This is a genomic window from Maricaulis sp. (assembly GCF_030149515.1).
Lineage (GTDB): Bacteria > Pseudomonadota > Alphaproteobacteria > Caulobacterales > Maricaulaceae > Maricaulis.
Map to the genome: position 1 here is coordinate 14,227 of NZ_JASBRI010000017.1, position 25,353 is coordinate 39,579.

Genomic DNA, 25,353 nt, shown 5'->3' on the forward strand with positions numbered 1-25,353 from the left:
GCCGTCATGCCCATGCCTGCCGAGGACATTATCGCCCTGATCAAGGCCGGCATTCCCGATGCCGAGGTCGAGATGGAGGATCTCGCCGGCGACAATGACCACTGGAAGGCCGTCGTCACGGCCGAGAGCTTTCGCGGCAAGCTGCGCGTGAAACAGCACCAGATGGTCTATGCGGCACTGGGCGAGAAGATGGGTGGCGAACTGCACGCACTCGCCCTGGAAACACGCGTACCGGACGCCTGAGGTGATCGGCGACAAGGCCCTTTCCCGTCTCGGCTTCGGGGTCACCGGCCCGCATGCGGGCTGGGGCCTGCCCCGACGCGAAACGCACACCCTCATCCGTCGCGCGGTCGGTCTGGGCATGACCTTTTTCGACACCGGCCCGGCCTATGGCAATGGCGAGGCGGAACGCCGGCTTGGCGAAGCGTTGCGCGGGTTTCCGCGCGACAGGGTCTTCGTGGCGACCAAGGCAGGCATTCATGCCGGCCGCCGGCGCGACTTCTCGCCCGGCGCGATCGAGATGTCCTTCAAGGCATCCCTGGACCGGCTGAAATGCAACCGGATCGACCTGCTGCTGTTGCACGGCCCCGCCCGGGAAGAGATGGACGACCGGCTGATCCGCCGGCTCGAAGCCTTCAAGGCACGCGGATTGCTGCGCCATATCGGTGTGTGCGGACGCGGGCCGGAGCTGGATCACGCGATCTCGCTCGGCGTGTTCGATGCCATCATGGCGCCCGTGAATTCCGGGCTGGACAACACGGCCCTCGCCCGGCTCCGGCGCGCCCGCGAAAGCGGCCATACGGTGATCGGGATCGAGGTCATGGCCGGCGCCCCGCGCCGCCTGGACTGGCCGCGTTCGCGCAGCGATCTGTGGTATGCGGTCCGCAGCGTGAAACAGCGCCTGACCCGTACCGTTCCGGGCGACGGCGCTCGCGCGGCACCGGAGGCCCTGAAATGGGCGCTCGAAAATGCCCCCGCCGATGCGCTAGTCTGTCTGACGACACGCCACACCAACCTGGCCGCCAATGCCCGCCTTGCCGCGCTTGAACGTGCCGGTACGGCTTCCTAGCTCTAAGGCCGGACCCAAGCAGGAGTTACCCCATGGCCACCGCCCAGGACGTCATCAAGTCCACGATCGAGAATAATGACGTCGTCCTCTTCATGAAGGGCACGCCCGTCTTCCCGCAATGCGGCTTTTCCTCCGTGGTCGCCCGCGTGCTGGACCACCTCCAGGTCGATTTCGAGAGCGTCAATGTGCTCGAAGACGACGGGATTCGTCAGGGAATCAAGGAGTACTCGAACTGGCCGACCATTCCCCAGCTCTACATAAAGGGCGAATTCGTGGGCGGCTGCGATATTGTCAAGGAAATGTTCGAGACCGGCGAGATGCAGACCTATCTGCGCGACCAGGGCCTGATCGAGGCAGCATAGATCAAGCAATACGGGCTTCGGCCCGTATGCCCGCCCCGGCCTTCGGACCTCGGCGCGCCCGCACTATCGCCGCGAGGCGATCTGGGTGCGTTGTTCGTACCAGTCCCAGGGGCGTTGATCGAGCGGATTGAGGACCACGACCTGGCCGCCCACGGGCACGCCCAGTTCCTCGAAACCGAAGCCCAGCTGCACACCCCAGGGCATATCCCCGCTGCACCGGTCCGGAAAATGACGCTCCAGGCGGACCGTGTAGATGTCCTCGTGATACTGCTCGACATTCACGATGAAGTCGGAGCGTGCGGTACACCCGTTCGAGTCGGCATGAACGATCAGGATGTCGTCCGGGATCACGCGCCAGTAGATCACCGGCTCCAGCGACGGATCGACTTCGGGCGCCTGACGGCCCGTGCCCGGCACGCGCATGTCGGAAATCCGGATCGTCGGCAGTGACGGAACGGACGGCATCGGCGGCAGCGCCGCCATCAGTCCGGATCGCGCGCCGTCCTGCGTCTGCGCGGTTTGTGTGGTCGAACAGGCGGACATCATGATGGCCACCCCGGCGAAAGCACCCCAAACAGCTTTCACGCCTACCCCCGTTTACAGCCCCAATACACTCCGCGACCGGCCGAGGTCTTGCCCCGGGGCCGGAGCGGACCACGCATCGAAGCCGATATTCACATTCGATCAACCACGGACTCGTGACAGGCGAGTGGACATCGCACGAACGCTCCATGACCGGGCGCCTCTGCCACGTCACCGGGCACCACACACAGAGCTTTCGAAACCATCGCGACGATGGCTAGAATGATGGGTATTCCATGACTCAATACCTTTTCTTCGTCTCGCTCATCATTGCCTCGAGCATCCTGCTCATTCCGCTTTCGACACGGTTTCGGGCGCCCATTCTGTTTGTGTTTCTCGTGATCGGCATGCTGCTGGGCGAAGACGGGCCCGGCGGGATCCTGTTCGAGGGCTTTTCGCTGACCCATTCCATCGGCTCGGTCTGTCTGGCCCTGATCCTTTTGTCGGGCGGGCTCGACACCCGGTTCCGGGACGTACGCGCCGCGGCCCTGCCCGCCGCGCTGCTGGCCGGCCCCGGCGTGATCGTTACGGCTCTGGTCGTGGGCGTCGGCTACAGCCTTGTTCTCGGTGCCCCGCTCGCCGAAGGCCTGCTTTTCGGCGCGGTCGTCAGTTCCACCGACGCAGCCGCGACCTTCATGTCCCTGCGAAGCGGCGGCATCGTGCTGGACCGGCGACCTCGCCAGACATTGCTGGTCGAGTCGGGGATCAACGACCCGATGGCCATCTTCCTGACGATCACCATGGTCGAAATCGTCGATACGGGCGCCGCGCTCACCTGGGTCAGCCTGGCCGACACACTGCCGCTTCTCCTGCAGCAACTGGGCCTGGGCGCACTGATCGGCCTGGCAGCGGGCTGGGCCGCATCGACCCTGAAAAACCGGGTCCGGCTGCCGTCGGGCCTGGCCTCGCCCTTTATCCTGTCCATCGGACTGATGGCGTTTTCGGGCACCGGCGTCATTGGCGGATCGGGCTTCCTTGCCGTCTACCTCTTCGGGCTCGTTGTCGCCAATCATGCCCCGGTCCCGCCGACCCGGACGATCCAGTTCCATGACGGCCTGTCCTGGATTGCCCAGATTTGCCTGTTCGTTCTGCTGGGGCTGCTGGTGACGCCGAGTGCGCTGCCCGAACTCGCCCTGGCCGGTTTGACCCTTGCCGCGATCCTGTTCCTGGTCGCCCGGCCGGCCGCGGTCGCTGCCTGTCTGATGCCCTGCCGCCTGCCCCTGCGTGAACAGGGTTATATCGCCTGGATGGGGATGCGCGGATCGGTGCCCATCTTCCTGTCGATCTTTCCGGTCATCAGCCCCGGCCCGATCACCCCATCCTTCTTCAATCTGGTGTTCGTGATCGTGGTGATTTCCCTGCTGTTTCACGGGCTGACCGCCTCGGCGCTGGCGCGCTGGCTGGGCCTGGACCGGGAAACCGGCGAGCCCCCGACAGACCGCTGACACCCCCGGCCGCCGCCACGAAAAAGGCCGCCCCGGATATCCGGAGCGGCCCTTTTCAGATCGATTTCCGTCCTCTTACGAGGAGTAGAATTCGATGACGAGGTTCGGTTCCATCTGAACCGGGTACGGCACTTCGGAGAATTCCGGCATGCGCACGAAGGTCGCCTTCATGGCCTTCGGATCCAGGTCGATATAATCCGGAATATCGCGTTCCGGGCTTTCCAGGGCTTCCAGCACCAGCGCCATGGACCGCGAGCGGTCGCGCACTTCGATCACATCGCCCGGCTTGCAGCGGTAGGACGGGATGTTGACCTTGGAGCCGTTGACCTTGACGTGGCCGTGATTGACGAACTGGCGTGCGGCAAACACGGTCGGCACGAACTTGGCGCGATAGACGATCGCGTCCAGTCGCGATTCCAGCAGGCCGACAAGGTTTTCCGTGGTCGCGCCCTTGCGGCGGGCCGCTTCGTCATAGGTGCGGCGGAACTGCTTCTCGGTAATATTGCCGTAATAGCCCTTCAGCTTCTGCTTGGCGCGCAGCTGCAGGCCGAAATCCGACAGCTTGCCCTTGCGGCGCTGGCCGTGCTGGCCGGGGCCGTAGGAGCGGGCATTGACCGGAGACTTCGGACGGCCCCACAGGTTTTCACCCATGCGGCGGTCAATCTTGTATTTCTGCGAATGACGCTTCGACATCTTCTCTCTATTCGATGCGGCCCGGCGCGCCCTCCCTCACGGCACGCGATCAAAACGGCGGTTCACGCATCGTCCCGTCAGGTGAAACGATCCGGGGCTGGCCCGGCGAGGGAAGCGGGGTTTCTACCTGTGTGGACGGGATTGTCAATGCCCGCTTGCGCATACCGGGAATTGACACCGCCGTTCCAGCCCTTATCGACACCCCATGTCAACGCAATCCCTCTCCGCTGCATCCGGTCTGTGGGGCCGGCATTGGCAGGACGGGGTCGGCGAGTCCGTCGCCATAGGCGGCGAAACCGTCGACTTCGCAGACCTCTGGTCGCCCTGGTTCAACAGCCTGCCGCCCGGGGCGCAGCTGCTGGATCTGGCCTGCGGGGCTGGTTCGGTGAGCCGGCTGGCCCGGCAGCACCCGGCGGACCTTGCCGTGACCGGGGTCGATATCGCCGACCGGCTTCCCGAAATCGACGGTGTGAGCCTGTATCCCGGGGTCGACCTCGCCGCCCTGCCCTTCCAGGACACCGGCTTTGACGGGGTGATGTCGCAATTCGGTTTCGAATACGCAGACACCGGCCCGGCCGCACGGGAGGCGGTGCGGGTCCTGCGCCCCGGCGGCGGTCTCGGCCTGCTCGTACACGCCCGCGAAGGCGCCATTCTGGCCGATACGGCCCGGCGGGCCGTGCGCGCCCGCGCCTTCGTCGCGCCCGACGGGATCGTCGAGACCATCAGGGCCCTGTTGGGTATCGAAGCGCAAACCGGGCGCGAAGGCCTGGCGGGGCGTGCCGACTATCTGCAGCTCGCCCAGCAGGCAACCGACCGTCACCGCGCCGCTCGCGACAGTATCGCGGCCCTGCCGGCCACGGACACGGCCGTCGACGGGTTGGCCCGGCTCGACGCGCTGTGGCGGGAGCGCAAGACCCTGACACCGGACGAGGCTCTCGCCCGGGCGAACGGCATTCGAGACCGTATTGCCGACTATGCCGCCCGCCTCGACGCGCTGGCCGCGGCCGCCCGCAGCGAGAGCGACATGGCGGCGATGGCGCGCCTGTTCACCGGGCTGGGCGTTGTCCTGTCCCCGGTCGAGCCCGTTATGCGTCGCAACCGGCAGTTCGGCTGGTGGCTGAGCGGACGGAAGCAGGGCGCGCCAGAGCCGTGACCGGATGACGCCGCCTCCATGTCACGGGGTCGGCGCGCGATCAGTCCTCCCGCACCACCCGTGCCTTGCCCCGGCCCAGGGCCAGCGCCTTGACCGCTCCGCGGAAGGTGCGCACCTCCTGCTCGGTCCATCGGCCGCGAATGAAGGCGTTGCGCAGGTTCTGCACCATCAGCGGCGTTTTCGACGGCGGATAGAAATAGCCCGCACGCTCGAGCTCATACTCGAAATGCTCGAACATGCCTTCCAGGTCCTCGCGCCGCGCGACGCCGGCGACGGGTTCGAATTCCGGTGGCAGGGCCTCGTCCGCCTTCCATTCGTAGGCGATGACGGCGACGGCCTGGGCAAGGTTCAGCGAGGAGAAACTGCGGTCGACCGGCAGGGTGATGATGGCGTCTGCCATGGTGACGGCCTCGTTGGGCAGGCCCGACTTCTCGCCCCCGAACATCACGCCCACCCGTTCGCCCGCCGCGATCGCTGCGCGCATCTCGGCAACGGCCTCCCGCGCCGTAAGCACCGGTTTTTCCATGCCGCGCGGCCGGGCCGTGGTGGCATAGATGCGATTGAGGTCGTGCGTGGCATCGCCCAGGCGGTATTCCACACGGGCCCGGTCCAGCACCGGCGAACCGGCCGCCATCGTGACAGCCTTGTCGTTCGGCCAGCCGTCGCGCGGATCGAGCACGATCAGCTCCGGCAAGCCGAAATTTCCCATCACCCGCGCCGCCGCACCGATATTCTCGCCCAGCTGGGGGGTGTGGAGTATGAATGCCGGCGTACCGGGGTTTGGGGTCATGGGACCGGGCCTTCACCTTGCGGCGCGCCGATGCTAGAGAGCGCGCGAATTTCCTGAATGCGCTGTCCTAGCGCGACTTCCGTACGTCCGAAAAGAAAGCAGAACACCCATGGCGAAGATCAAAGTCGATACACCGGTCGTCGAGCTCGACGGCGACGAGATGACCCGCATCATCTGGCAGATGATCAAGGACAAGCTGATCCTGCCCTATCTCGACATTGATCTGGAATATTACGACCTCTCGATCCAGAAGCGGGACGAGACCGATGACCAGATCACGGTCGACGCCGCCAATGCGATCAAGAAATACGGTGTGGGCGTGAAATGCGCCACGATCACGCCGGACGAAGCCCGTGTGGAAGAATTCGGCCTGAAGAAGATGTGGCGCTCGCCCAACGGCACGATCCGCAACATCCTCGGCGGCGTGGTCTTCCGCGAGCCCATCGTGATCTCCAACATTCCGCGCCTGGTCCCGGGCTGGCAGCAGCCGATGGTGATCGGCCGTCATGCCTTCGGCGACCAGTATCGCGCCACCGATTTCCTCGTCCCCGGCAAGGGCCGGCTGACCATGACCTTCACGCCGGAAGACGGTGGCGAACCGGTCGAATACGAGATCTTCAACTTCCCCTCCGCCGGCGTGGCGATGGGCATGTACAATCTCGACGAGTCGATCCGCGACTTCGCCCGCGCCTCGTTCAATTACGGCCTGCAGCGCGGCTGGCCGGTCTATCTCTCCACCAAGAACACGATCCTCAAGGCCTATGATGGCCGCTTCAAGGACCTGTTCCAGGAGATCTATGACAGCGAATTCAAGGACGCCTTCCAGGCCAAGGGCATTTCCTACGAACACCGCCTGATCGACGACATGGTCGCGGCGGCGATGAAATGGTCCGGCGGCTTCGTCTGGGCCTGCAAGAATTACGACGGCGACGTGCAGTCCGACACCGTGGCCCAGGGCTTCGGCTCGCTGGGCCTGATGACCTCGGTGCTGATGAGCCCCGACGGCAAGACGGTGGAAGCGGAAGCGGCCCATGGCACCGTCACCCGCCACTACCGCCAGCATCAGCGCGGTGAGCAGACCTCGACCAATTCCATCGCCTCGATCTTCGCCTGGACCCAGGGCCTGACGCATCGCGGCCGCATGGATGGCAATGACGAGCTGATGAAGTTCGCCAAGACGCTGGAAGAAACCATCATCAAGACGGTCGAAGCCGGCTACATGACCAAGGACCTGGCGCTCCTGGTCGGCGACCAGCAGGGCTGGCTGTCCACGGAAGGCTTCCTCGACAAGGTCGACGAGAATTTCCAGAAGGCGATGGCGTCAGCCTGAACCTGCACAAATTCTCTGTGAACAAGGGGCGCGAACCGCAGGGCTCGCGCCCTTTTTCATGGGCTTCCGGTCCGTGCCGGGAATTTACTTGAGCCTTCACGCGCCGGCGATCTATTGTCGGGCCCTTGGAGGTAGAAGAGCGTGAACTTCAGGTTTGAGTTCGAGCCGCAGAACAGCCTGTGCGTCTACCGCCTGTCGGGTCAGATATCCGTAGAGGGCGTGCTCGACGGCTATTCCGCTGCACGGCAGCATCCCGGCTGGTCCGAAAGCTATGACTATCTGTCCGTACTGGAGCATGTCAGGCTTGGTGACATGTCGCCGGAAATGACGGGCGAACTGGCGCAGCGCATGCTCGAACGCGACGTGCCCCCACCATCGCACAATCGCCGCAGCGCCATCGTGTGCAACGATCCGCTGTCTCACGGCATCATCGCCTTCTGGCAGCGCACGGCTCCACAACGGCAATTGACCGAAGAGCGGCTCTTTGAGTTCGAAGATCTGGCAAGGGACTGGCTGAGCGCCGCGCGCAACTCCGTTTCCGGACAGAGCCGGAACGCGGTATAGCCCCGGCCGAAAACGCCCTCGACCAGGTCGCGTGAAAACCGTCCGGCGATGGCCGGCCGGCCCTCTCCCCCCTTCGCGAGCGTGTGAAAATGGGCGGCTCCGGCACGTTTCGCCCTTTTTCCTGGCCCCGAAGCGACATATCTTTTGTCCAGCGTTGTCAGGGGTGCGGCTTTGGGCAGTGACTTCAAGATCGACACCGGCGGTCGGCTGATCGACTGGCGCATTGGCGGTCACGTCTCGGCGGAGACGCTGAGCCAGAATTTCAACGCGCTTCTCTCCCGTCCCGACTACTCGCCTGAATACGACATGCTGGTCATCATCCGGCATGACGCCAGGCTGGGAGATCTGGACTTCGACGCCTTGCGGCAGTTCCAGGCCTACATGCAAACCCGCCGGGCCGAGGTCGACGGCGATGCCGAGATCAAGGTCGCCATGGTGTTCGAACGCCCTGAACACATGGCCATTATCCAGCTTCACGCCATGAGCTACACACCGCATTCCCGCGCCGAGCTTCGCGCCTTTCCGGGCGAAACCGAGGCACGCGCCTGGCTGGAGGGTTGACGCACGCGCTGTCACACGAGAGGACTCCCCTTGCGAGGGGCGAAGCATGCATGACGATCTGACAGGCGTCTGGTTCGGCGAATACGCATATCCGGTCGATCAGCCACCGGTATCGTTCATCGCCAATATCGACGAGCGCGACGGAAGCATTTCCGGCCGGGTGGATGAGCCCAACACGAACGGCATGCCCTTCACCGACAGGCTCTTCGCCCATCTCAGCGGAACCCGCCAGGATGATTATGTCCTGCTGACCAAGACCTATGACGGGACAGGCGGCGTCACCCATTCGGTCACCTACACCGGACAGGTCAACGCCACCGGTGACCTGATCGAAGGTATCTGGCGGACCGGCGGCTGGTCGGGCCGGTTTGCGATGTCCCGGCCCCAAGTGGGCAATGAGGAGAAGGCGGTCTCCGAACGCGAAAAGGCTGGCGCCTAGGCGCGCCTGGGCAGTTTTTCGGGATTGCGCATCACGTAGATCCAGCCGATCCGGCCAGAATCGCTGCGGGCCGGCGTCACCGTCATGATGAAATCCTCGGCCCCGCCCTCCAGAATCCCGATTGCAGGACACCCGTTGATCCACAAGACATCCGGCGGGCGGCTCGGCGGCTTGCGTGTGGCCAGCGCGTGCATCACCTGCGCCGTTTCCGCCGTGCCCATCAGCGGGCGCAGCGCCGCGCGAACCTTGCCGCCGCCATCGCTGATCGCCAGCACATCCTCGGCCAGGAGCGCCGCGATTGCTGCCAGGTCGCCCTTGGCGTAGGCCGTCATGATCCGTGCCAGCAGGGTCATGATGCTGTCCGGCGCCGAGCCTGGCCGGGCCGCACTGTCGCGCGTCTTGCGCCGGGCACGCGTGACCAGCTGCCGGCAGGCCGGCTCGCTCTTGTCCAGTATCGCGGCAATCCCGGCGTATCCCGTGTCGAAGGCGTCGTGCAGGATGAATGCGGCCCGTTCGTCGGGCGTCAGGGCCTCCATGGCCCACAGGAGGGCGAGCTCCGCCTGCTGGGCGGTCTCCACCCGTTCGGCGAAATTTGCGGAGGGGTCCTCCAGCCAGGGCTCGGGCAGCCAGGGACCGGAATAGGTCTCCCGGCGCACCCTTGCCTTGCGCAGCGCGTCGATCGCCAGGCGGGTCGTGGCAGATGTCAGCCAGGCCTGGGGATTGTCGATCTGTGTCCTGTCCGCGCCGTCCCAGCGCAACCAGACCTCCTGCACCACATCCTCTGCCACCATGCGCTCACCGAGCATACGATAGGCGATGGCCAGAAGACGCGGGCGTTCGGCCTGAAAGACCGGCAGATCGGAGGCAGCGGACGTCATGTGGCCACGACTGTTTCGCTTTGACCGGCTACGTCAAGCGTCTGGCAGGCCGCGCCATAGCCCATCAGCTTCTTGAGCGTCGGATAGGTTCGCGAGACGACAACGGCCAGCGACAGCGCTGCCAGCCCGCTTTCCCCGAACCGGTCCAGCAATACCTCGCACTGCTCGACCGCAGCCGGATCGCCGGCGAGCACGGCCTCCACGTAACGAAAACCCTGCACGGAGACCGCATCGGCCGCATCGAAATCCCGCCGGACAAGGGCTCGAAGCCGGTCCGGATCGGCCCCGTCGGCGAGAATCCTGTCGATGGTGATCTGCGCACAGGGACCGCAGTCCTCGTGGAGTGCGGCGGCCAGGGACGCCCCGTGCAAGAGCGGCCGCGGCGTGCCGGTCTGCAATCCGCCCAGCCTTTGCAGTGCCGCCAGGAACGGCACGGCGTCCGGCGCGAGATCGACAAGGCGGTGCTGATAGGTGGCGTCGTAGGTCCACTGGCGTTCGAACTTTCGCAGGGCGTTATGGACCAGGCCGCCCATGCCCGCACCCAGCCCGTCTAGCGGGGCGCGTACGGCCAGGCCGGTCAGGATTGCGGCAGGGGCGATCACGCCGCCCAGCTCCGTCGCCCAGATCGCCGGCGACGCTGCACCGTGAATTGCCAGGGCGATCAGGTGAAACAGCGCATGCAGCACCGGCCAGGCCAAACCGGCGGCGACCAGCGCACGCTGGCGTGCCCACACGCCGAAGCCGACCAGACCGCCGGAGACCAGAAAGGCAAAGCCGATATCGACGATGAAGTGGAAATTATAGCCGCCGGTGGCGCTGACACCCGGTGTCGTGCCGAACCAGGATTGCGGCCCCGCCAGCATGGCCAGGCCATTGGCCAGATAGAAGATGGCGCCGAGATAAAGAAGACTGCGTTGGAACATCTGGAACTCCCTTGCTTCAGGGACCAGACGTGCCGGCCTACCGGATTGTGACAGGGTCGACGCAGTTTATTCAGCCGAGCGCTTCAGTGTGACAAATGTCTCGGCCTCGATCCGCCAGTCGAGGCCATCGAAACGCCATTTCGCGAAATAGCGGCCGGAATAGCGGATCGACATCCCGTCCGTCGACCAGGCGCCGTGCCAGCGTCCGGTCTCGGCGGCCAGCTGGCCGTCCTCGCCGATTTCGATGCGAGCCGGTGCGCGCACATAGGCCACATCCGGCATCTGGGTGAAAATCGACTGCCAGGCTTCCAGCTGGGCCGCCCGGCCCCGGATCAGCTGGGCCTCGTCGCCCGGCACGAGTAGCGCATCCTCGGTCAGGACGGCCTCGACCGCGCCCAGCGTGCGTGTTTCCAGTGCCGCGTTGAACGCCTGGCGCGCTGCCGCGACAGCGCGTCCGGCATTCTTGTCACCGACAATCTGGACGCCGGATCCCGCTGGCTTCGCCTTGCGCGGCATCAACCGGCGAGGGCGGCGCGGATGGCGTCGAGGCCGGCTCCCGCCTTCGAGCCGTCCGGACCGCCGGCCTGGGCAAAATCGGGACGCCCGCCACCGCCCTTGCCGCCCACGGCAGCCGAACCGGCCTGAACGAGCGACACAGCGCTGAGCTGGTCCTTGAGATCGTCGGTCACGCCAACCGCCAGGGCGGCCTTGCCGTCATTGACACCGATGAAGGCGGCAACGCCGGAGCCCATCTGGGCCTTGGCCTCATCGATCAGGCCGCGCAAATCCTTGCCGCCCACGCCTTCGACGACGCGGCCGATGAATTTGATGCCGTTCACCTCTTCCGGTCCGGCCGGGGCCGCGCCATTGCCGCCGCCCATGGCGAGCTGTTTCTTGGCTTCGGCCAGCTGGCGTTCGAGCTTCTTGCGCTCGTCCAGCAGGGCAGTCACGCGAGCGGGAAGATCGGCCGTGGTTACTTTCAGGGCATCCGCCGCCGCGCGGGCATAGCCGATCTGTTCCTCGACATGGCGGCGCGCCGTCTCGCCGGTGAGTGCCTCGATCCGGCGCACGCCGGAGGAGACCGACGTTTCCGATACGATCTTGAACAGGCCGATATCGCCCGTGCGCGCGACATGGGTGCCCCCGCACAGTTCGACCGAATAGGGCTTGTCAGCCTCGTCCAGCGCCCGGCCCATCGTGAGCACGCGGACCTTGTCTCCATATTTTTCGCCGAACAGGGCCAGCGCGCCGGCCTCGATCGCCGCGTCGGGGCTCATCTCGCGCGTCGAGACGGCGGCATTCTGGCGGATCACCGCATTGACCTGCGTCTCGATGGCGGCGATTTCGGCGGCCGTGACGGCCTTGTTGTGACTGAAGTCGAAGCGCAGCCGGTCCGGACCGACATAAGACCCCTTCTGGGTCACATGCGGCCCCAGCACGTCGCGCAGGGCCGCGTGAACCAGGTGCGTCGCCGAGTGATTGGACTTGGTAGCCGTGCGGCGCGGCGCATCGACCACGAGCCTGGCCTGGTCGCCCAGCGTCACCTCGCCCTTTTCCATCACACCGATATGGGCATGCAGGTCGCCGGCGCGCTTCTGGGTGTCCTCGACGCGGAAGACCGCGCCGTCGGCAAACGCGATCAGGCCGTTATCGCCGCACTGGCCGCCGCTTTCGCCATAGAAGGGTGTCCGGTCGAAGACGAGTTCGCCGCTCTGGCCCTCGCCCAGCGCCTTGGCCTCGGCACCGCCGGCGACAATGGCGAGGAGCTTGCCCTCGCCGTGCGTACCGTCATAGCCGAGAAACTCCGATGCGCCGGCCTTGCCGCGAACGCCGAACCAGACGGCTTCGGGCGCCACATCGCCGGAGGAGAACTTGCTGGCGCGGGCATCGGCGCGCTGCTTGTTCATGGCCTTGTCGAAACCGGCTTCATCGACCGTCATGCCCTTGGCGCGCAGCGCATCCTGGGTGAGGTCGAGCGGAAATCCGTAGGTGTCGTAGAGTTTGAACGCGGTCGCGCCGGGCAGTACACCGCCCTCGCCCAGGCCTTCCGTGGCGTCTTCCAGCAGTGCCAGCCCGCGGCCGAGCGTGCGCTGGAAACGCTCCTCCTCGACCTTGAGCGTATCTTCCAGCAGGGCCTGGGCCCGGCCCAGTTCAGGATAGGCATCGCCCATCTCGGCCTTGAGGGCGGGAACGAGTTTCCACATCACCGGTTCGTCGGCGCCCAGAAGGTGCGCATGGCGCATGGCGCGGCGCATGATCCGGCGCAGGACATAGCCCCGGCCCTCATTCGAGGGCGAAACGCCGTCGGCCATCATGAAACAGGTCGAACGCAGATGGTCGGCGATCACGCGGTGGCTGGCCAGGGCATCGCCTTCCGCCTTGACCCCCAGCACGTCCTCACCGGCCCGGATCAGGTTGGCGAACAGGTCGACATCGTAATTATTGTGCTTGCCCTGAAGTATGGCAGCGATGCGCTCCAGCCCCATGCCGGTATCGATGGAGGGTTTGGGCAGATCGATGCGCGTGTCCGCGTCGATCTGTTCGAACTGCATGAAGACGAGATTCCAGATCTCGATGAAACGGTCGCCGTCCTCGTCCGGCGAACCGGGCGGGCCGCCGGGTATCTCCGGGCCGTGATCGAAGAATATTTCCGAACACGGGCCGCACGGACCGGTATCGCCCATGGACCAGAAATTATCGGAGGTCGCGATGCCGATGATCTTCTCGTCCGGCAGGCCGGCGATCTTGCGCCAGAGCGCCCGCGCCTCCTCGTCCTCCGAGAAGACCGTGACCAGGAGCTTGTCCTTGGGCAGGGCGAATTCCCGGGTGACCAGCTCCCAGGCATGGTGGATCGCCTTTTCCTTGAAATAGTCGCCGAAGGAGAAATTCCCCAGCATTTCGAAGAAGGTGTGGTGGCGGGCCGTATAGCCCACATTGTCGAGATCGTTGTGTTTGCCGCCGGCGCGCACGCATTTCTGCGATGTCGTCGCGCGCGGAATGGCGCGCGTTTCCTTGCCGGTGAAGACATTCTTGAACGGCACCATGCCCGCATTCACGAACAGCAGGGTCGGATCGTCCTGCGGCACCAGCGGGGCCGACTGCACCACTTCGTGCTCGTGACCGGCGAAGTAGTCGAGAAAGGTGGCACGGATGTCGCGCAGGCTGGCCATGGAATTTGCGTCCGTCGAGTTGCTGGTCGTGCGGGACGGGACTTGTCGCCCATGCCACACATGTTGTCATCAGGAGACATATAAAAACCTGCACCGCGCTGGCCAAGCGCGGCGTCAGGGGAGAGCTGTGATTGGGTGACAGGACGGCGAACCCGGCGTGGTCCTCCCCCGCCTTTCCACGCCCCGTTTTCCCCGGCCTTGCGCCGGGCCCGGCCGAGGGGGGAACGGGCTCACCGGGAGCGACGGTTCCGCAGCGATGACGCCATGCCGCCTTCGCATGGCCCGCAACGGGGTCCGGGGGAGCGTGTTCTTCTGCTTACCCTTCTCCGCGCATCGCCCGGCCGCGGAACCGGGATCTCCTGCATGTCCGCTTCGCCCGGGTCCTCGGCCGGAGCGTCCTGGACAGGGCGTGCCGCGCTTCCGGTAGAAGGGCGTTGGTGGAGAACAGGCCCGGCCGTCCCGCGGGCTCGTCCCGGCGAAGGCCGGAATGACCGGGATGGCACGGTCGCAGAGCGCCGGAACCGTATGGGTGGCCAACCGCCTGCCATGGCCTGAAACCGCAGCCTGAAGCCGCGAAGGAAACACCCCTCCCGGTGTGCAGAAAGGGCGTTTCGTTTTCGGATTTGTCCGGCTTCACATCCCGCAGAATCAGCCCGCGCTAGCGGCGGCCTCGTCTTCTCCGGAATCCGGGCCGGTGAGCATTTCCTCGGCAATCAGGCCGGCATTGGCGCGGACCTTCCTTTCGATCTCCGCGGAGATATCCGGATTGTCGAGCAGGAACTGGCGGGCATTTTCCCGGCCCTGTCCGATGCGCTCGGAATTGTAGGAGTACCAGGATCCCGATTTCTCGATCACATCGCCCTTGACGCCGAGATCGATCAGCTCGCCCATCTTGGAAATGCCCTCGCCGTAGAGAATGTCGAACTCGACCTCTCGGAAGGGCGGGGCGACCTTGTTCTTCACGACCTTGACCCGCGTCTGGTTGCCGATCACCTCGTCGCGATTCTTGATCGCGCCGATACGACGGATATCCAGGCGGACGGAGGAATAGAATTTCAGCGCATTGCCGCCGGTCGTGGTTTCCGGAGACCCGAACATCACACCGATCTTCATGCGGATCTGGTTGATGAAGATCACCAGGCAGTTCGATTTGGAGATCGAGCCGGTCAGCTTGCGCAACGCCTGGCTCATCAGGCGGGCCTGCAGGCCGGGCAGCGAATCGCCCATCTCGCCCTCGAGTTCGGCGCGCGGGGTGAGCGCGGCCACCGAGTCGATCACCAGCACATCGATCGCGCCGGAGCGCACCAGCGTGTCGGCAATCTCGAGTGCCTGCTCGCCGGCATCGGGCTGGGAGACCAGAAGTTCACCCACATCCACGCCCAGCTTGCCGGCATAGACCGGGTCGAGTGCGTGCTCGGCATCGACGAAGGCAGCGACCCCGCCGGCCTTCTGCGCTTCGGCCACGGTGTGCAGGGCCAGCGTCGTCTTGCCCGAGCTCTCCGGACCGTAGATCTCGACAATCCGCCCCTTCGGCAGGCCGCCGATACCCAGGGCAATGTCCAGCCCCAGAGAGCCCGTGGATATTGATTCGATATCCACATTCGGACGCTGGCCGAGCTTCATCACCGAGCCCTTGCCGAACGCCTTGTCGATCTGGCTCAACGCGGCCTCGATGGCCTTCTGCTTGTCGGTGTTCTTGTCGTCCTTCACGAGTCGAATCGCGCCCTTGCTCATAGCCTTCTTCCCTTATTTCACGCCCCCGGGATGCGGGCAACCGAGGTCAGGCGTACCAGTTTTGTTCCGGGAACACAAGCGGAACATCTTATGGTTAACAAAACGGAACAAAGCCCGATTCCGGCACCCCGGCGAGTGATTGATCCAGCCCGAAAACCAACTAGACTTCGGTCCCATGGGACATTTCAGCCGCCGCCTGATACAGGGGCTTGCCCTTGCTGCAACGGCCGCAGCGCTTGCGGGCTGCGGGCCGCCGCAAACCGGTCTGGACGACGCCTCGATGGCAGATATCCGGACACGCGGGGCGCTGGTAGTGCTGACCCTGGAGGGGCCGACAACCTACACGGTCGAGAATGGCGAGCCGGCCGGATACGAGGTCGACCTTGCCCGCGCCTTTGCCGGTTACCTGGGCCTGGATGTACGCTTCGAGACACGCCGGGACATCGACGGTCTGCTAGACAGTCTGGAGCGCGGTGAGGGTCACCTGGCCGCGGCCAATCTGACGGTGACGCCTGCACGGCGAGACCGGGTGACTTTCGGTCCGGCCTACAAGGCGGTCACGGAAGAGCTGATCTGCCGCCGCGGGGGGCGTGCCCCGACACGGTTCGAGGACCTGCCGGGGACATCGATCCGGATCCTGGCCGGGTCCAGTTACGAGGAGACGCTGGAAAGCCTGGCCGCCGACCATCCCGAATTGCGCTGGAGTGCGCGCACGGCGGGTTCGGCCATGCCGCTGCTGGCCGGTGTCGATCGCGGCACCTTCGACTGCACGGTGTCCGATTCCCATCTCGCCGACTTCGCCCGGCGGCGGTATCCCGAACTGGACGTGGCGATGGAACTGACCGAAGAACGCCCGCTTGCCTGGGCGCTCAATGCCGGGATCGAAGGCCTGGACGCGGCTTTGGCGGACTGGTTTGCACAGGCGCACGGCGACGGGCTGCTGGCGGAGCTGGACGAACGCTGGTTCGGACGTTTCGGCGAATTCGACTATGTCGATGTTGCGTACTTCGTCCGGCGGGTCCAGGAGCGCTTGCCCGACTACCGTCCGGCCTTCGAACGGGCCGCCGAGACCGTCCCGTTCGACTGGGAATTGCTGGCCGCGCAGGCCTACCAGGAATCCCACTGGGACCCCGACGCCGTCAGTGCGACGGGCGTGCGCGGCCTGATGATGCTCACCCTTTCGACGGCCGAACGCGTGGGGATCGAAGACCGCACAGACCCCTATCAGAGCATCGAGGGCGGCACGGCCTATCTCGCCGAACTCTATGAACGCGTACCGGAAGAGGTGACCGGCGAGGACCGGATCTGGTTCGCCCTGGCGGCCTATAATGTCGGCATGGGCCACATGTACGATGCCCGCGCACTGGCGGAGCGGCTGGGCCGCGACAAGAATGCCTGGAACGATCTTGCCGCCACCCTGCCCCTGCTCTCGGACCCGGCCTATTACCAAACCCTGCGCTATGGCTATGCCCGCGGACACGAACCGGTGCGCTATGTCGAAAAGATCCGCGAATACCGCACCCTGCTGGACGCACAGGGGCTTTAGAAGAACTATTTGAGGGCCGTCGAGGGATACTCGTTGAAGACACGGCGATATATCTGAGAGAAGCGCCCGTGGTGCCTGAATCCGAAGTACGGCGCGATATCCGCTACCTTTGTCGAATATGGATTGGCACGTTTGAGTGCCGATCTCACATAGCCGAGCCGCTGCATGAGATGCCATTGCTTCGGGCTCATACCGAGATGCCGTCCGACGGCGAACTCGATCCGTTTTGCCGATGTTCCGACGAGCGAGACGAGCTCCTCCTTGGATAAGGACCTGTGCCGGACGGTCGAAAAGACAGTTGCCGCGCGCGACAGCACAAGCTGGTCGGGTTCGGCCGAACAGGTGGATTCACCGCGAATGAATTTCTGGATGTCCTGCTTGACTGCGTCCTCGATCCGCACCAGCCGGTGAGAAAGTTCATTCAGATCCGATATTTTGCCGTGGTCCCATGAGCCCCCCTCGGACCCTTCCATGCTGTCCCACAATGCATAGACGGCGTCGGTGAGATGATCCTTGCGGGCCCAGTTGTAGACACGGATAAGCTGCTCATACGGCTCACGCGTCACGTTGACCGAGGACAGCACCTGTCCGACGGATTGCCCCATGAGGGCAAACACGAGGTAGTCCGCCCCGTCCGGCACGTGGGCAATACACTCGTCCTCCACGGCACCCACCGCTCCCCCGCAGGGAGTCACATGGCTGATCGCCTTAACCGGCCGGCCGCGAACCGGAATCGACAGCAACAATGCGGGGTCCCGGGAATAGGCTGAAATGAGGCAGGCGGATTGCTTAACACGCGCACAGGCGAGACGCGGCGCCCCCCTCTCGTCCAGCACCTGGAAGCCCTTCCGCTCGCAATTGTACGCTCCCGTAACGGGCACAATCGTAACGCGGTCCAGCCCCAGGATCTCATTCATGTACTGGATCGTATCATCAACGTTAGTTGTTGTTTTATTGTAGTAAGCAATCCTCACACTCACACCTTCCCGGACTTTTCGCCCCTGTGTCGGTGATGAAGAAAATCGTTTCAAGGCAAGAGGAAGTTTCCCGGCGCCTTTTATCCATGAGGCATGTCTTCTGTCGAAAAACCGGACAGCAGCGGCTTTCGGCACAGAGCGCCTCTGCAATCGGAACGCACCGGCTGGGGTCCTGGTTCCCTCAGCGCTCCCGAAAACGGATCGTGCAGGCGCATCCGGGGAATCGTCCCCGTGGGCTGCCCGAACACATCTCCGGCGGCGAAGGACACCTGTGAATCGACCATGTGCCGCAGCAGACGGGTTGTATGACAATCCAGCATGCCCAGCTTGATGCCCCGCATCCGGAGATACCCCTTCACCAGACCGTAGCGGCGCAACCAGTCGCTTCCGGGCATCGGACCGGGGGACGGAAAGAGAAAGCCGTCCAGCCGTGCATCCGCGAAACGCTCCAAACGCAAGCTCTGCAGATCAACATCGAACAGCACGCGTGGGCAACATGCCCGGGCCAGCCGCGTCACCTCTGTAAAACTTCGGGACGGCGCGTCGGCCGGCGCTCCGACAATCCTCAGATACACATTCGAGAGCGTCCCGGCCGGCAACTGCATGAGATCGGCGAGATAGGGCTGGCGATGCCTGGGCGTCACCAATGTAGAGAAGTGGACGGGTACGATAACGGGACAGGCTGTTGGCGAAAGATCGGCCTCGATGGAGCAAAGTACTCGTGCGAGGACCGCGCTGTCGAACTCATGAACGGTGGAAGTCGACACATCGCCTTGCAGCACACGATGATAGGTCCGCACGCCATGGCGTCTTGCCGTGGATACCGGCTCGGCCAAACATGCTGCTATGCAGCTCGACGCGGCCGCCCAGAAAGGCCTGTAGACCAGCGAAAAGTACGGCAAGCCGGGCACGCTGGCCGCCTGCTGTGTCTGGATCGGAGTCTCGCGCGGCGCAGCGTCTTCAACCAGCCCGCTCCCGTCTCTCCCAAGCAGATCGGTTGCCGCCAGCTGGACGTTCCGGCTGGAAATCTGGACGGTGTCGAATTCGGACGAACCGAGAAAGAACTCCGACAGCTCGGTCTGTATACGTTGACGCTGCAGCTCGATATCGCCGCCCATGTCCGGGTCGAGGAAAACAAGAAATCCGTCGGCAAGCGAAACTACCAGTCCGTTCGTCCCGACGCGCTTGGACAGGAACATCTCGCAAGTATCGAATATCCGGCGCTTCCTGCGCGGCCACTCGTCGCCGTAGAGCCTGGCCAGCGCGTCCAGATTGAGCAGATGGTAATGGGTCGCATCGACTTGCTCACGCGACGAGACAAGCCGGCGCAGCCTCACCGGATCGCAGGGAAGTTGACCTGGATACATCACATTTCCCATCTATCTGCCTGCTTGGGGCACTTGCTGGCTGATCGACTACCCGCTCGCCCACCGAATACGCCCCAATTGGTGACTTAGGCGCGAGCCTTTTGAATGAGACGCTCGGGACCCGACGAGTTCGGACACGGCCTGCCGATCTGTTCGCGGAGCCGATGCAGTATCCGGCGCCTCACCGCATCGGCTACGGCATTATTGCTTTCGTCGAGTTTGTTGACCCCGAGCACCTCACCCCACGGATTGAGGATCGTCAGGGGATGTCCAGAAAACCCTCTGCACCAATTCCACCCCTCGGAAACCACTCGAATATCCTGGTGGTGCTCGTTGCAGTAGAGCCTCTCCATGAGATTATCCACCTCAATCTCGGGCCCCTCGATTACTTGGACGAAGCGCCGGGCCTCGCACAACAAGACACTGGTGATTCTATCTCTGAAATTATTACGACGCCCGACTTCATGTATGGAGGCAAGAATATTCGGGATATTACGCAAAGAAAGTCTTGAACACAACTCACTTGTATAAATTATTTCCTTTATATTAACGCTCATTGCTTACCTCAGTTTCAAAACTTTACTTGCACCAAATTTTGATCATTGAGGCGATGTATCGTGCTCTATATTCGTAAATATATTACATAATTGCACTATCCAGAATTCTTTATACCGACGTCATTTATGTACATTGATAGAGCTTGCTTTTGTAATATCTAAAGACCTTGCCTGCAGGTGCCGATGGCACGCGCACCGATGCGCCAAAACAGGGCCCAGTCTCACAGGGAGGCTTCATAACAATCGTGTTCGCTCGCGGCATGCCGGTCCCTGCCGCGCGCGCTCAACCTGCTCGGCTTTGACCGCTATTCCGGCGCGTCCGGCACCTCGGGCAGGTAGTCCAGCGGATTGACAAGCGTGACCCAGGGGGACTGGTCGGCCAGGTGACGCAGGATGGCCGCATGGCCCTGCCCGACGACGACCAGAACGCGGTCGCCCTGGCGGTCTTCGACCTGTTTGAGGATATTCTGGAAGATGAGGATATTGCGCGTGTACCAGTTGCCGACGGTATGGGCGCCGCCGGCATTCCCGTCGGCTCCCCAGCGGCGGATGGAATAGGCCAGGTAGAAGTCGTGATTGGCGTCCAGCGCCGCATCCGTATTCATCCAGGCCAGCACTTCGCCGACGGTATGAGCCGCCTGCCGGGCCTCGGTCTCGGCCGTGAAACCGCGTCCGAGCGCATCCGACGCCGCCTCGACCTCGGCGAGATGCGGGTCGGGCCCGCCGCCGGCCAGTTCCCGGTAGGCCAGGAGTAGGTCTTCATAGGCCATGAAACGATGGCTCGCATCGACAGGGGCGACGCTGTCGAGATCCATCATGCCGGCCAGGCGGAAACCGATCTGCTGGCGTTCATTGACCGTCAGCTCCGCCTCGCCCGCCCTCCAGTCTGCATAGCGCTCGTTGATATCCGAGCCCGGATCGGCTTCGACGGCCACGATGGTCGGCCGGAATTCGGCCAGACGGTCGGCCAGGGCCTCGATCTCGGCCTGGCGCCGCGGCGAGAGCATGTCGTCGGCCTGAGCGTTGTACCGGTCGCGGCCCGGATTGGCGAAATGATACGTCCCCAGGATGAGGATTTCGGCGACCGGTTCGGGCCGCGGCGGGGTCTGGGCCGGCGCCGCCGGCGACAGGGCGAGCGGGCCGATAGCAGCCAGGGCTGCGACGAGAGCTGTGCGGATCATCCTTGTCCCCATTTGCGTCTTCGCGGATGAGATGCGCGACGGCAGGGTTATGGATGCAGGCCCCGGCGAGGCCGTGGAACCCGGAAACGATTTTGCGCACGGGATCGGGGGCGTTTTCCGTTTTTTCTCCCCTTCTCCCGGCCGGGGAGAAGGGGAGGATGGCGGCTCGGCTCGTTAGGCAATTGTCCGGCAATGGGTTTGTGTCCCCATCTTTCTGGTCAGCCAATCCCCTTGGACGTGCCGTCCTTGTTCTTGCAATTCAGGTGGCCGAACCAGAGAACAAAAGGCACCGCAGAGGCCAGGAGAACCGTCGCGACTCCCTCCGCGATCAACTCGGCATCGAGTTCCGGAACCTACTCCCCTCGCTCCCCCAGCTCCTCCTTCACCCTCTCCGCCAGCTGCGTCAGCGTGAAGGGCTTGGGCAGGAAGCTCACGCCCTGCTCGCGCGAGAGGGTGTCGGAGAACTGTTCGGCGGCATAGCCGGAGATGAAGACCACACGGGTGCCCTCCAGCATGTCGCGCGCCTTCTCCAGGAGCCCCGGCCCGTCCAGTCCCGGCATCACCACATCGGAGATCAGCAGGTCGAACCCCTCCTCGTCATCTTCCAGGATTTCATAGGCCTCCTCGCCGTCGCAGGCCTCGACAACGTCGTAGCCGCGCTTGGCGAGGGTCTTGGCGGCAATGGCGCGCACGGCGTCCTCGTCCTCGACCAGGAGAATGCGGCCGCGGCCGGAAAGGTCTTCGGGGGCCTTTTCGACGGTTCTGGCGACTTCGGCCTGTTCCAGCTCCACCGACTCTTCGGCGGTGGGGGTGTGGCCCGGCAGATAGATGGTGAAAGTCGTACCCTTGCCGACCTCGCTCTCGGCGAAGAGGAAGCCGCCGGACTGTTTGACGATGCCGTAGACGGTGGCCAGGCCCAGCCCGGTACCCTTGCCGGCCTCCTTGGTGGTGAAAAAGGGTTCGAATATCTTTTCCAGCGTGGCCGCGTCCATGCCGTGGCCCTCGTCGGTGACAGCAATGGCCAGCCAGTCGCCTTCGCGCGGATTGGGAGCGCCGGCATTGCGGACGGTTTCGGAAGAGACCTTCGATGTCTTCACGGTCAGTGAACCGCCGCCCTGGTCGCGCATGGCATCGCGCGCATTGGCGGCGAGATTGATGATGGCGGTTTCCAGCTGGCCCTTGTCGGCCTTGATCATGGGCAGGTCCCGGCCGTGCACGATGTCCAGGCGCACGGTCTCCTCGACAATCTGGCGCAGGAGGACCGAAACGTCGGACAGCAGATCGCCGATATCCAGCGTCTCCATGCGGAAGGTCTGCTTTCGCGAGAAGGCCAGCAGTTTGCGCACGAGACCGGCGGCGCGGGCCACGGTCTGGTTGATGGACTGGAGCTCGGAATAGTCCGGATCGCCCACCGGATGACGGTTGAGCAGTTCGTCGCAATTGAGCCGGACGGCGGTGAGCAGATTGTTGAAATCGTGAGCGACCCCGCCGGCGAGCTGGCCAACGGCCTGCATCTTGTTGGACTGGGAGAATTGCCGCTCCATCTCCTTCCAGGCCGTCACATCGATCACATAGGCGACACGCTTGCCGCCGCGCGCCGGCGCGAAGGCGAGGTGGACATAGGTCGGCTTGTCGTCGGAAGCGAGCTGGGCCTCGGCCGGATCGCCGCTGCCGGCCATGGCCGCAGCAAACGCGTCGTCGGGCGAGCGGCCGTCGTCCCAGTTGAACAGGTCGCAGAACTTGATGCCCGGGATCGCCTGGCCGCCGGATAACTGGACCAGGGCCGGGTTCACGTCCTCGATGATCGCGGTTTCCGGATCTGCCCCGTCGAGGCGCACCACGCCGAAGGGCGCGTTGGCGAACATGTCTTCCATGGTCCGCCCGGCCGGCCGGTCCTGGGCACCGGCCATGGCCTGGGTCACGCCCGGCGGCGCGCCGGTGGCCGACAGGCCGTACATCACGACACGGGCCATGCCGCTATCGCCCGGTGTCCACTCGACGACCAGGGCCACCGGGCTCTCGATCCCGTCGCGCGCCCTCATGCGCGCATCGATGCGAGCCACGCCTTCACCGCCGCGGCTCAGAATGACGGCCTTGGCTCCGTCCCCGGTCAACACGTCCTTCAGGGGCGGGAAAGACGCGCCCTCGGCCAGGCCCAGCCAGTCGCGCAGCGTGGCATTGCCGTTGGCAATCTCGCCATTGGCGCGCAGCGAGAACAGGGCGACCGGCGCGTGCAGGCACCAGTCGGCCAGGGTCAGGGCGGAGCCGGCATCGCGCTCGCCTGCCGCCACCAGCCGCCAGAGAATCAGTTCGCCGGGCTGGGAACTGGCCTCGAGATGGAAGCGCTGGATCTCTCCCTCGCCGAGATCGAGCGGGGGCAGCAATTCGCACGCCCCGTCGCCGCGCGCAGCTGCGCGGGCCAGCCGGTAGACGACTCCGTCGCCGCCACCGGACCCGGCCCAGATGCGGTCGATCGTGGGCAGGCCGAAGCTCTGGCCGAAGCCGCCCGCACGCTTGGCCAGGGCGTGATAGGCCTTGTTGCCCCAGCGCGGCGCACCGCGCCGGTCGGTGATCAGGACCGGTTCGGGAAACCCCTCCATGGCCTGGAAGCCCAGCTGCGCAGGCGTCGGCGCGCGGTTGCGGTCTATCTTGCGGCGCAGGTTCCGGCCGGCCGTCTCCCCGGCCGCGATGGCGTAGAGGACCAGAAATCCGATGGCCGCCAGGCCGGACAGGTAGACGAAACCCTGCCAGCCATCCTCGCCGGCAGCCACGACCGCAGCCCCGAAGGCGACAATGGCAATCGCGCCGCAGACCCAGAAGGCCACTTTGCTGATCGGCCGGGACCAGAGACTTTTCCGGGATTTGGGATCGGGGGCGGCGGTTTCGGCCATGTCTTTGCTCCGGCGCGAATCAGAAAGGCGTAGGCAACAGCTTACTCGCTCGGACGGTAGCGCGCGCGCCGCCCCTGAGCGAGAGAGAGAACGTAGCCGATCACCTTGGCCACGGCCTGGAAATGTTCGGCCGGGATTTCCTCGTCAAGATCGGCTGTCGCGTGCAGGGCCCGGGCGAGCGGCGGGTCCTCGACAATCGGGACGGAATGCTCCTCGGCCAGTTCGCGTATGCGCAGGGCCACGGCATCCACACCCTTGGCCACGCAGACGGGCGCCGGCGTTTCACCCTGCTCGTAATGGAGGGCAATGGCATAGTGGGTCGGGTTCGTCACCACGACCGTGGCATCGGGGACCTTTGTCATCATGCGGCGCTGGGAACGTTCCTGGCGGATCTGGCGCAGCTTCGCGCGCACCATGGGGTCGCCCTCGGACTGTTTCAGCTCGTCCTTGACCTCGCGCCGTGACATTCGGTTGCGCTTCATGAAGCTCTGGCGCTGGAACAGGTAATCCAGTCCCGCAATCATCGCGTAGACGACAAGGGCGGCGAGCAAGAGCTCGATCGCGGACTGGCGCACAATGCTCAGGACCGATGCGATATCCAGCGCCGGCAGGCCGGCAAGGATCTCGCGTTTCGGATAAAGCACCACGAAGGCGGCACCGGCCACCAGGGCCATCTTGCCGATCCCCTTGAGGAAGTTGGCGATCCCCTGGGGACCGAAATTGCGCTTGAACCCCTCGACCGGATTGAGTTTGGACAGTTTGGGCTGGATCTTCTCGGTGGTGAACAGCAGGCCCTGCTGCACGTAGTGTCCGGCAAACCCGGCAACGGCCAGAAACAGGATCGGCAGGCCGACCACCAGCGCCACTTCCCAGGCCGTGCGCTGCATCATGTTCATCACGGCGTTGGGATCGACGGCGAAATTGTGCGCCTCGGCGAAGAAGACCTGCATGTCCGAAGCCAGATTCCGCGCCATCGCCGGGAAGATGAAGGACAGCAGCGCCAGGCCGGTGGCCAGGATGAACCAGCCCGGTATTTCCTGGGATTTGGCGACATCGCCCTTTTCGCGCGCGTCGTCCAGCCGCCGCTGTGTCGGTTCTTCTGTTTTCTGGCTGTCGTCTTCGCCTTCGGCCATGAACGGCT

The 25,353-nt window shown here is 64.4% G+C and carries 24 protein-coding genes; 10 read left to right on the forward strand and 14 right to left on the reverse strand.

The annotated features are described in order from the left end of the window. The first annotated feature begins 6 nt into the window (after nucleotides 1–6). Genes Q1U94_RS07425 through grxD form a run of 3 tightly spaced genes read left to right on the forward strand, consistent with a single transcriptional unit; the run spans nucleotide 7 to nucleotide 1,431 of the window. On the forward strand, nucleotides 7–243 hold the full coding sequence (locus tag Q1U94_RS07425; RefSeq protein WP_300543079.1) for a BolA/IbaG family iron-sulfur metabolism protein: 237 nt from the start codon (nucleotides 7–9) through the stop codon (nucleotides 241–243). 1 nt (nucleotide 244) lies between these two features. Then, the gene (locus tag Q1U94_RS07430; protein ID WP_300543080.1) at nucleotides 245–1,069 is read left to right on the forward strand and encodes an aldo/keto reductase; all 825 of its coding nucleotides are present in this window, start codon (nucleotides 245–247) and stop codon (nucleotides 1,067–1,069) included. A 32-nt stretch (nucleotides 1,070–1,101) separates the two neighbouring features. Further along, on the forward strand, nucleotides 1,102–1,431 hold the full coding sequence (gene grxD, locus Q1U94_RS07435; RefSeq protein ID WP_300543081.1) for a Grx4 family monothiol glutaredoxin: 330 nt from the start codon (nucleotides 1,102–1,104) through the stop codon (nucleotides 1,429–1,431). A gap of 63 nt (nucleotides 1,432–1,494) precedes the next feature. Here the strand turns inward: grxD and Q1U94_RS07440 are convergent, their stop codons facing one another. After that, nucleotides 1,495–2,016 (reverse strand): hypothetical protein, encoded by a 522-nt coding sequence (locus Q1U94_RS07440; RefSeq protein ID WP_300543082.1) that lies wholly within the window; start codon nucleotides 2,014–2,016, stop codon nucleotides 1,495–1,497. A gap of 233 nt (nucleotides 2,017–2,249) precedes the next feature. Here Q1U94_RS07440 and Q1U94_RS07445 point away from each other — a divergent pair, with 233 nt between their 5' ends. After that, nucleotides 2,250–3,458, forward strand: coding sequence for a potassium/proton antiporter (locus Q1U94_RS07445; protein WP_300543083.1), 1,209 nt, complete (start codon nucleotides 2,250–2,252; stop codon nucleotides 3,456–3,458). A gap of 75 nt (nucleotides 3,459–3,533) precedes the next feature. Here Q1U94_RS07445 and rpsD read toward each other — a convergent pair whose 3' ends face one another. Beyond that, the gene (gene rpsD, locus Q1U94_RS07450) at nucleotides 3,534–4,151 is read right to left on the reverse strand and encodes a 30S ribosomal protein S4 (RefSeq protein WP_300543084.1); all 618 of its coding nucleotides are present in this window, start codon (nucleotides 4,149–4,151) and stop codon (nucleotides 3,534–3,536) included. A gap of 205 nt (nucleotides 4,152–4,356) precedes the next feature. Here rpsD and Q1U94_RS07455 point away from each other — a divergent pair, with 205 nt between their 5' ends. Then, complete coding sequence (locus Q1U94_RS07455; RefSeq protein ID WP_300543085.1) at nucleotides 4,357–5,304, forward strand: class I SAM-dependent methyltransferase; 948 nt, start codon at nucleotides 4,357–4,359, stop codon at nucleotides 5,302–5,304. Nucleotides 5,305–5,344: 40 nt separating this feature from the next. Here Q1U94_RS07455 and Q1U94_RS07460 read toward each other — a convergent pair whose 3' ends face one another. Continuing rightward, nucleotides 5,345–6,094 carry an RNA methyltransferase gene (locus Q1U94_RS07460; RefSeq protein ID WP_300543086.1) on the reverse strand — a complete coding sequence of 250 codons (750 nt, stop codon included), beginning with the start codon at nucleotides 6,092–6,094 and terminating at the stop codon, nucleotides 5,345–5,347. A 109-nt stretch (nucleotides 6,095–6,203) separates the two neighbouring features. Here Q1U94_RS07460 and Q1U94_RS07465 point away from each other — a divergent pair, with 109 nt between their 5' ends. From Q1U94_RS07465 to Q1U94_RS07480, 4 genes are all read left to right on the forward strand, one after another. After that, nucleotides 6,204–7,424, forward strand: a complete 1,221-nt coding sequence (locus Q1U94_RS07465; protein WP_300543088.1) for an NADP-dependent isocitrate dehydrogenase — start codon at nucleotides 6,204–6,206, stop codon at nucleotides 7,422–7,424. Nucleotides 7,425–7,565: 141 nt separating this feature from the next. After that, nucleotides 7,566–7,988 carry a hypothetical protein gene (locus tag Q1U94_RS07470; RefSeq protein WP_300543089.1) on the forward strand — a complete coding sequence of 141 codons (423 nt, stop codon included), beginning with the start codon at nucleotides 7,566–7,568 and terminating at the stop codon, nucleotides 7,986–7,988. Between the two features lie 171 nt (nucleotides 7,989–8,159). Continuing rightward, complete coding sequence (locus Q1U94_RS07475) at nucleotides 8,160–8,549, forward strand: hypothetical protein (RefSeq protein ID WP_300543090.1); 390 nt, start codon at nucleotides 8,160–8,162, stop codon at nucleotides 8,547–8,549. Between the two features lie 46 nt (nucleotides 8,550–8,595). Beyond that, nucleotides 8,596–8,988: a hypothetical protein gene (locus Q1U94_RS07480; protein ID WP_300543091.1), complete on the forward strand. Its 393-nt coding sequence runs from the start codon at nucleotides 8,596–8,598 to the stop codon at nucleotides 8,986–8,988. On the opposite strand, the gene sigJ is transcribed toward Q1U94_RS07480, so the two are convergent. The 5 genes from sigJ to recA all read right to left on the reverse strand — a co-directional run bounded on the left by sigJ (nucleotide 8,985) and on the right by recA (nucleotide 15,693). Next, on the reverse strand, nucleotides 8,985–9,866 hold the full coding sequence (gene sigJ / locus Q1U94_RS07485) for an RNA polymerase sigma factor SigJ (RefSeq protein WP_300543092.1): 882 nt from the start codon (nucleotides 9,864–9,866) through the stop codon (nucleotides 8,985–8,987). The genes Q1U94_RS07480 and sigJ overlap by 4 nt on opposite strands. Further along, nucleotides 9,863–10,789 carry a hypothetical protein gene (locus tag Q1U94_RS07490; RefSeq protein WP_300543094.1) on the reverse strand — a complete coding sequence of 309 codons (927 nt, stop codon included), beginning with the start codon at nucleotides 10,787–10,789 and terminating at the stop codon, nucleotides 9,863–9,865. Before Q1U94_RS07490 ends, sigJ begins: the two co-directional genes overlap by 4 nt. A gap of 66 nt (nucleotides 10,790–10,855) precedes the next feature. Next, complete coding sequence (locus Q1U94_RS07495; RefSeq protein WP_300543095.1) at nucleotides 10,856–11,305, reverse strand: nuclear transport factor 2 family protein; 450 nt, start codon at nucleotides 11,303–11,305, stop codon at nucleotides 10,856–10,858. Further along, complete coding sequence (gene alaS / locus Q1U94_RS07500) at nucleotides 11,305–13,959, reverse strand: alanine--tRNA ligase (RefSeq protein ID WP_300543096.1); 2,655 nt, start codon at nucleotides 13,957–13,959, stop codon at nucleotides 11,305–11,307. Before alaS ends, Q1U94_RS07495 begins: the two co-directional genes overlap by 1 nt. Before the next feature lie 648 nt (nucleotides 13,960–14,607). Next, a complete protein-coding gene (recA, locus tag Q1U94_RS07505; RefSeq protein ID WP_300543097.1) occupies nucleotides 14,608–15,693 on the reverse strand; it encodes a recombinase RecA in 1,086 nt (361 codons plus the stop codon). Between the two features lie 175 nt (nucleotides 15,694–15,868). Here recA and mltF point away from each other — a divergent pair, with 175 nt between their 5' ends. Beyond that, nucleotides 15,869–17,239, forward strand: a complete 1,371-nt coding sequence (gene mltF, locus Q1U94_RS07510; protein WP_300543099.1) for a membrane-bound lytic murein transglycosylase MltF — start codon at nucleotides 15,869–15,871, stop codon at nucleotides 17,237–17,239. Between the two features lie 5 nt (nucleotides 17,240–17,244). Here mltF and Q1U94_RS07515 read toward each other — a convergent pair whose 3' ends face one another. The 6 genes from Q1U94_RS07515 to flhB all read right to left on the reverse strand — a co-directional run bounded on the left by Q1U94_RS07515 (nucleotide 17,245) and on the right by flhB (nucleotide 25,345). Further along, entirely contained in the window at nucleotides 17,245–18,156 is a 912-nt protein-coding gene (locus Q1U94_RS07515; protein WP_300543100.1) for a helix-turn-helix domain-containing protein, read from the reverse strand. Between the two features lie 140 nt (nucleotides 18,157–18,296). Further along, a complete protein-coding gene (locus Q1U94_RS07520) occupies nucleotides 18,297–19,595 on the reverse strand; it encodes a hypothetical protein (RefSeq protein WP_300543101.1) in 1,299 nt (432 codons plus the stop codon). Between the two features lie 74 nt (nucleotides 19,596–19,669). Continuing rightward, nucleotides 19,670–20,140 (reverse strand): BLUF domain-containing protein, encoded by a 471-nt coding sequence (locus Q1U94_RS14120; protein ID WP_366917272.1) that lies wholly within the window; start codon nucleotides 20,138–20,140, stop codon nucleotides 19,670–19,672. A gap of 305 nt (nucleotides 20,141–20,445) precedes the next feature. Then, complete coding sequence (locus tag Q1U94_RS07530; RefSeq protein ID WP_300543104.1) at nucleotides 20,446–21,321, reverse strand: DUF5694 domain-containing protein; 876 nt, start codon at nucleotides 21,319–21,321, stop codon at nucleotides 20,446–20,448. 353 nt (nucleotides 21,322–21,674) lie between these two features. Beyond that, nucleotides 21,675–24,212, reverse strand: a complete 2,538-nt coding sequence (locus Q1U94_RS07535; protein WP_300543105.1) for an ATP-binding protein — start codon at nucleotides 24,210–24,212, stop codon at nucleotides 21,675–21,677. A gap of 41 nt (nucleotides 24,213–24,253) precedes the next feature. Next, nucleotides 24,254–25,345, reverse strand: coding sequence for a flagellar biosynthesis protein FlhB (gene flhB / locus Q1U94_RS07540; RefSeq protein ID WP_300543106.1), 1,092 nt, complete (start codon nucleotides 25,343–25,345; stop codon nucleotides 24,254–24,256). Nucleotides 25,346–25,353: the final 8 nt, after the last annotated feature.

What these genes read in the sequence shown, in the direction of transcription:
- Q1U94_RS07445 (WP_300543083.1), top strand. Translation starts at nt 2,250, where the DNA reads ATGACTCAATACCTTTTCTTCGTCTCGCTCATCATTGCCTCGAGCATC.
- Q1U94_RS07460 (WP_300543086.1), bottom strand. Translation starts at nt 6,094, where the DNA reads ATGACCCCAAACCCCGGTACGCCGGCATTCATACTCCACACCCCCCAG.
- recA (WP_300543097.1), bottom strand. Translation starts at nt 15,693, where the DNA reads ATGAGCAAGGGCGCGATTCGACTCGTGAAGGACGACAAGAACACCGAC.
- Q1U94_RS07490 (WP_300543094.1), bottom strand. Translation starts at nt 10,789, where the DNA reads ATGTTCCAACGCAGTCTTCTTTATCTCGGCGCCATCTTCTATCTGGCC.
- sigJ (WP_300543092.1), bottom strand. Translation starts at nt 9,866, where the DNA reads ATGACGTCCGCTGCCTCCGATCTGCCGGTCTTTCAGGCCGAACGCCCG.
- Q1U94_RS07520 (WP_300543101.1), bottom strand. Translation starts at nt 19,595, where the DNA reads ATGGGAAATGTGATGTATCCAGGTCAACTTCCCTGCGATCCGGTGAGG.
- Q1U94_RS07515 (WP_300543100.1), bottom strand. Translation starts at nt 18,156, where the DNA reads ATGAATGAGATCCTGGGGCTGGACCGCGTTACGATTGTGCCCGTTACG.
- Q1U94_RS07535 (WP_300543105.1), bottom strand. Translation starts at nt 24,212, where the DNA reads ATGGCCGAAACCGCCGCCCCCGATCCCAAATCCCGGAAAAGTCTCTGG.
- flhB (WP_300543106.1), bottom strand. Translation starts at nt 25,345, where the DNA reads ATGGCCGAAGGCGAAGACGACAGCCAGAAAACAGAAGAACCGACACAG.
- Q1U94_RS07530 (WP_300543104.1), bottom strand. Translation starts at nt 21,321, where the DNA reads ATGATCCGCACAGCTCTCGTCGCAGCCCTGGCTGCTATCGGCCCGCTC.
- Q1U94_RS07465 (WP_300543088.1), top strand. Translation starts at nt 6,204, where the DNA reads ATGGCGAAGATCAAAGTCGATACACCGGTCGTCGAGCTCGACGGCGAC.
- Q1U94_RS07480 (WP_300543091.1), top strand. Translation starts at nt 8,596, where the DNA reads ATGCATGACGATCTGACAGGCGTCTGGTTCGGCGAATACGCATATCCG.
- rpsD (WP_300543084.1), bottom strand. Translation starts at nt 4,151, where the DNA reads ATGTCGAAGCGTCATTCGCAGAAATACAAGATTGACCGCCGCATGGGT.
- Q1U94_RS07495 (WP_300543095.1), bottom strand. Translation starts at nt 11,305, where the DNA reads ATGCCGCGCAAGGCGAAGCCAGCGGGATCCGGCGTCCAGATTGTCGGT.
- Q1U94_RS07425 (WP_300543079.1), top strand. Translation starts at nt 7, where the DNA reads ATGCCCATGCCTGCCGAGGACATTATCGCCCTGATCAAGGCCGGCATT.
- grxD (WP_300543081.1), top strand. Translation starts at nt 1,102, where the DNA reads ATGGCCACCGCCCAGGACGTCATCAAGTCCACGATCGAGAATAATGAC.
- Q1U94_RS14120 (WP_366917272.1), bottom strand. Translation starts at nt 20,140, where the DNA reads ATGAGCGTTAATATAAAGGAAATAATTTATACAAGTGAGTTGTGTTCA.
- Q1U94_RS07455 (WP_300543085.1), top strand. Translation starts at nt 4,357, where the DNA reads ATGTCAACGCAATCCCTCTCCGCTGCATCCGGTCTGTGGGGCCGGCAT.
- mltF (WP_300543099.1), top strand. Translation starts at nt 15,869, where the DNA reads ATGGGACATTTCAGCCGCCGCCTGATACAGGGGCTTGCCCTTGCTGCA.
- alaS (WP_300543096.1), bottom strand. Translation starts at nt 13,959, where the DNA reads ATGGCCAGCCTGCGCGACATCCGTGCCACCTTTCTCGACTACTTCGCC.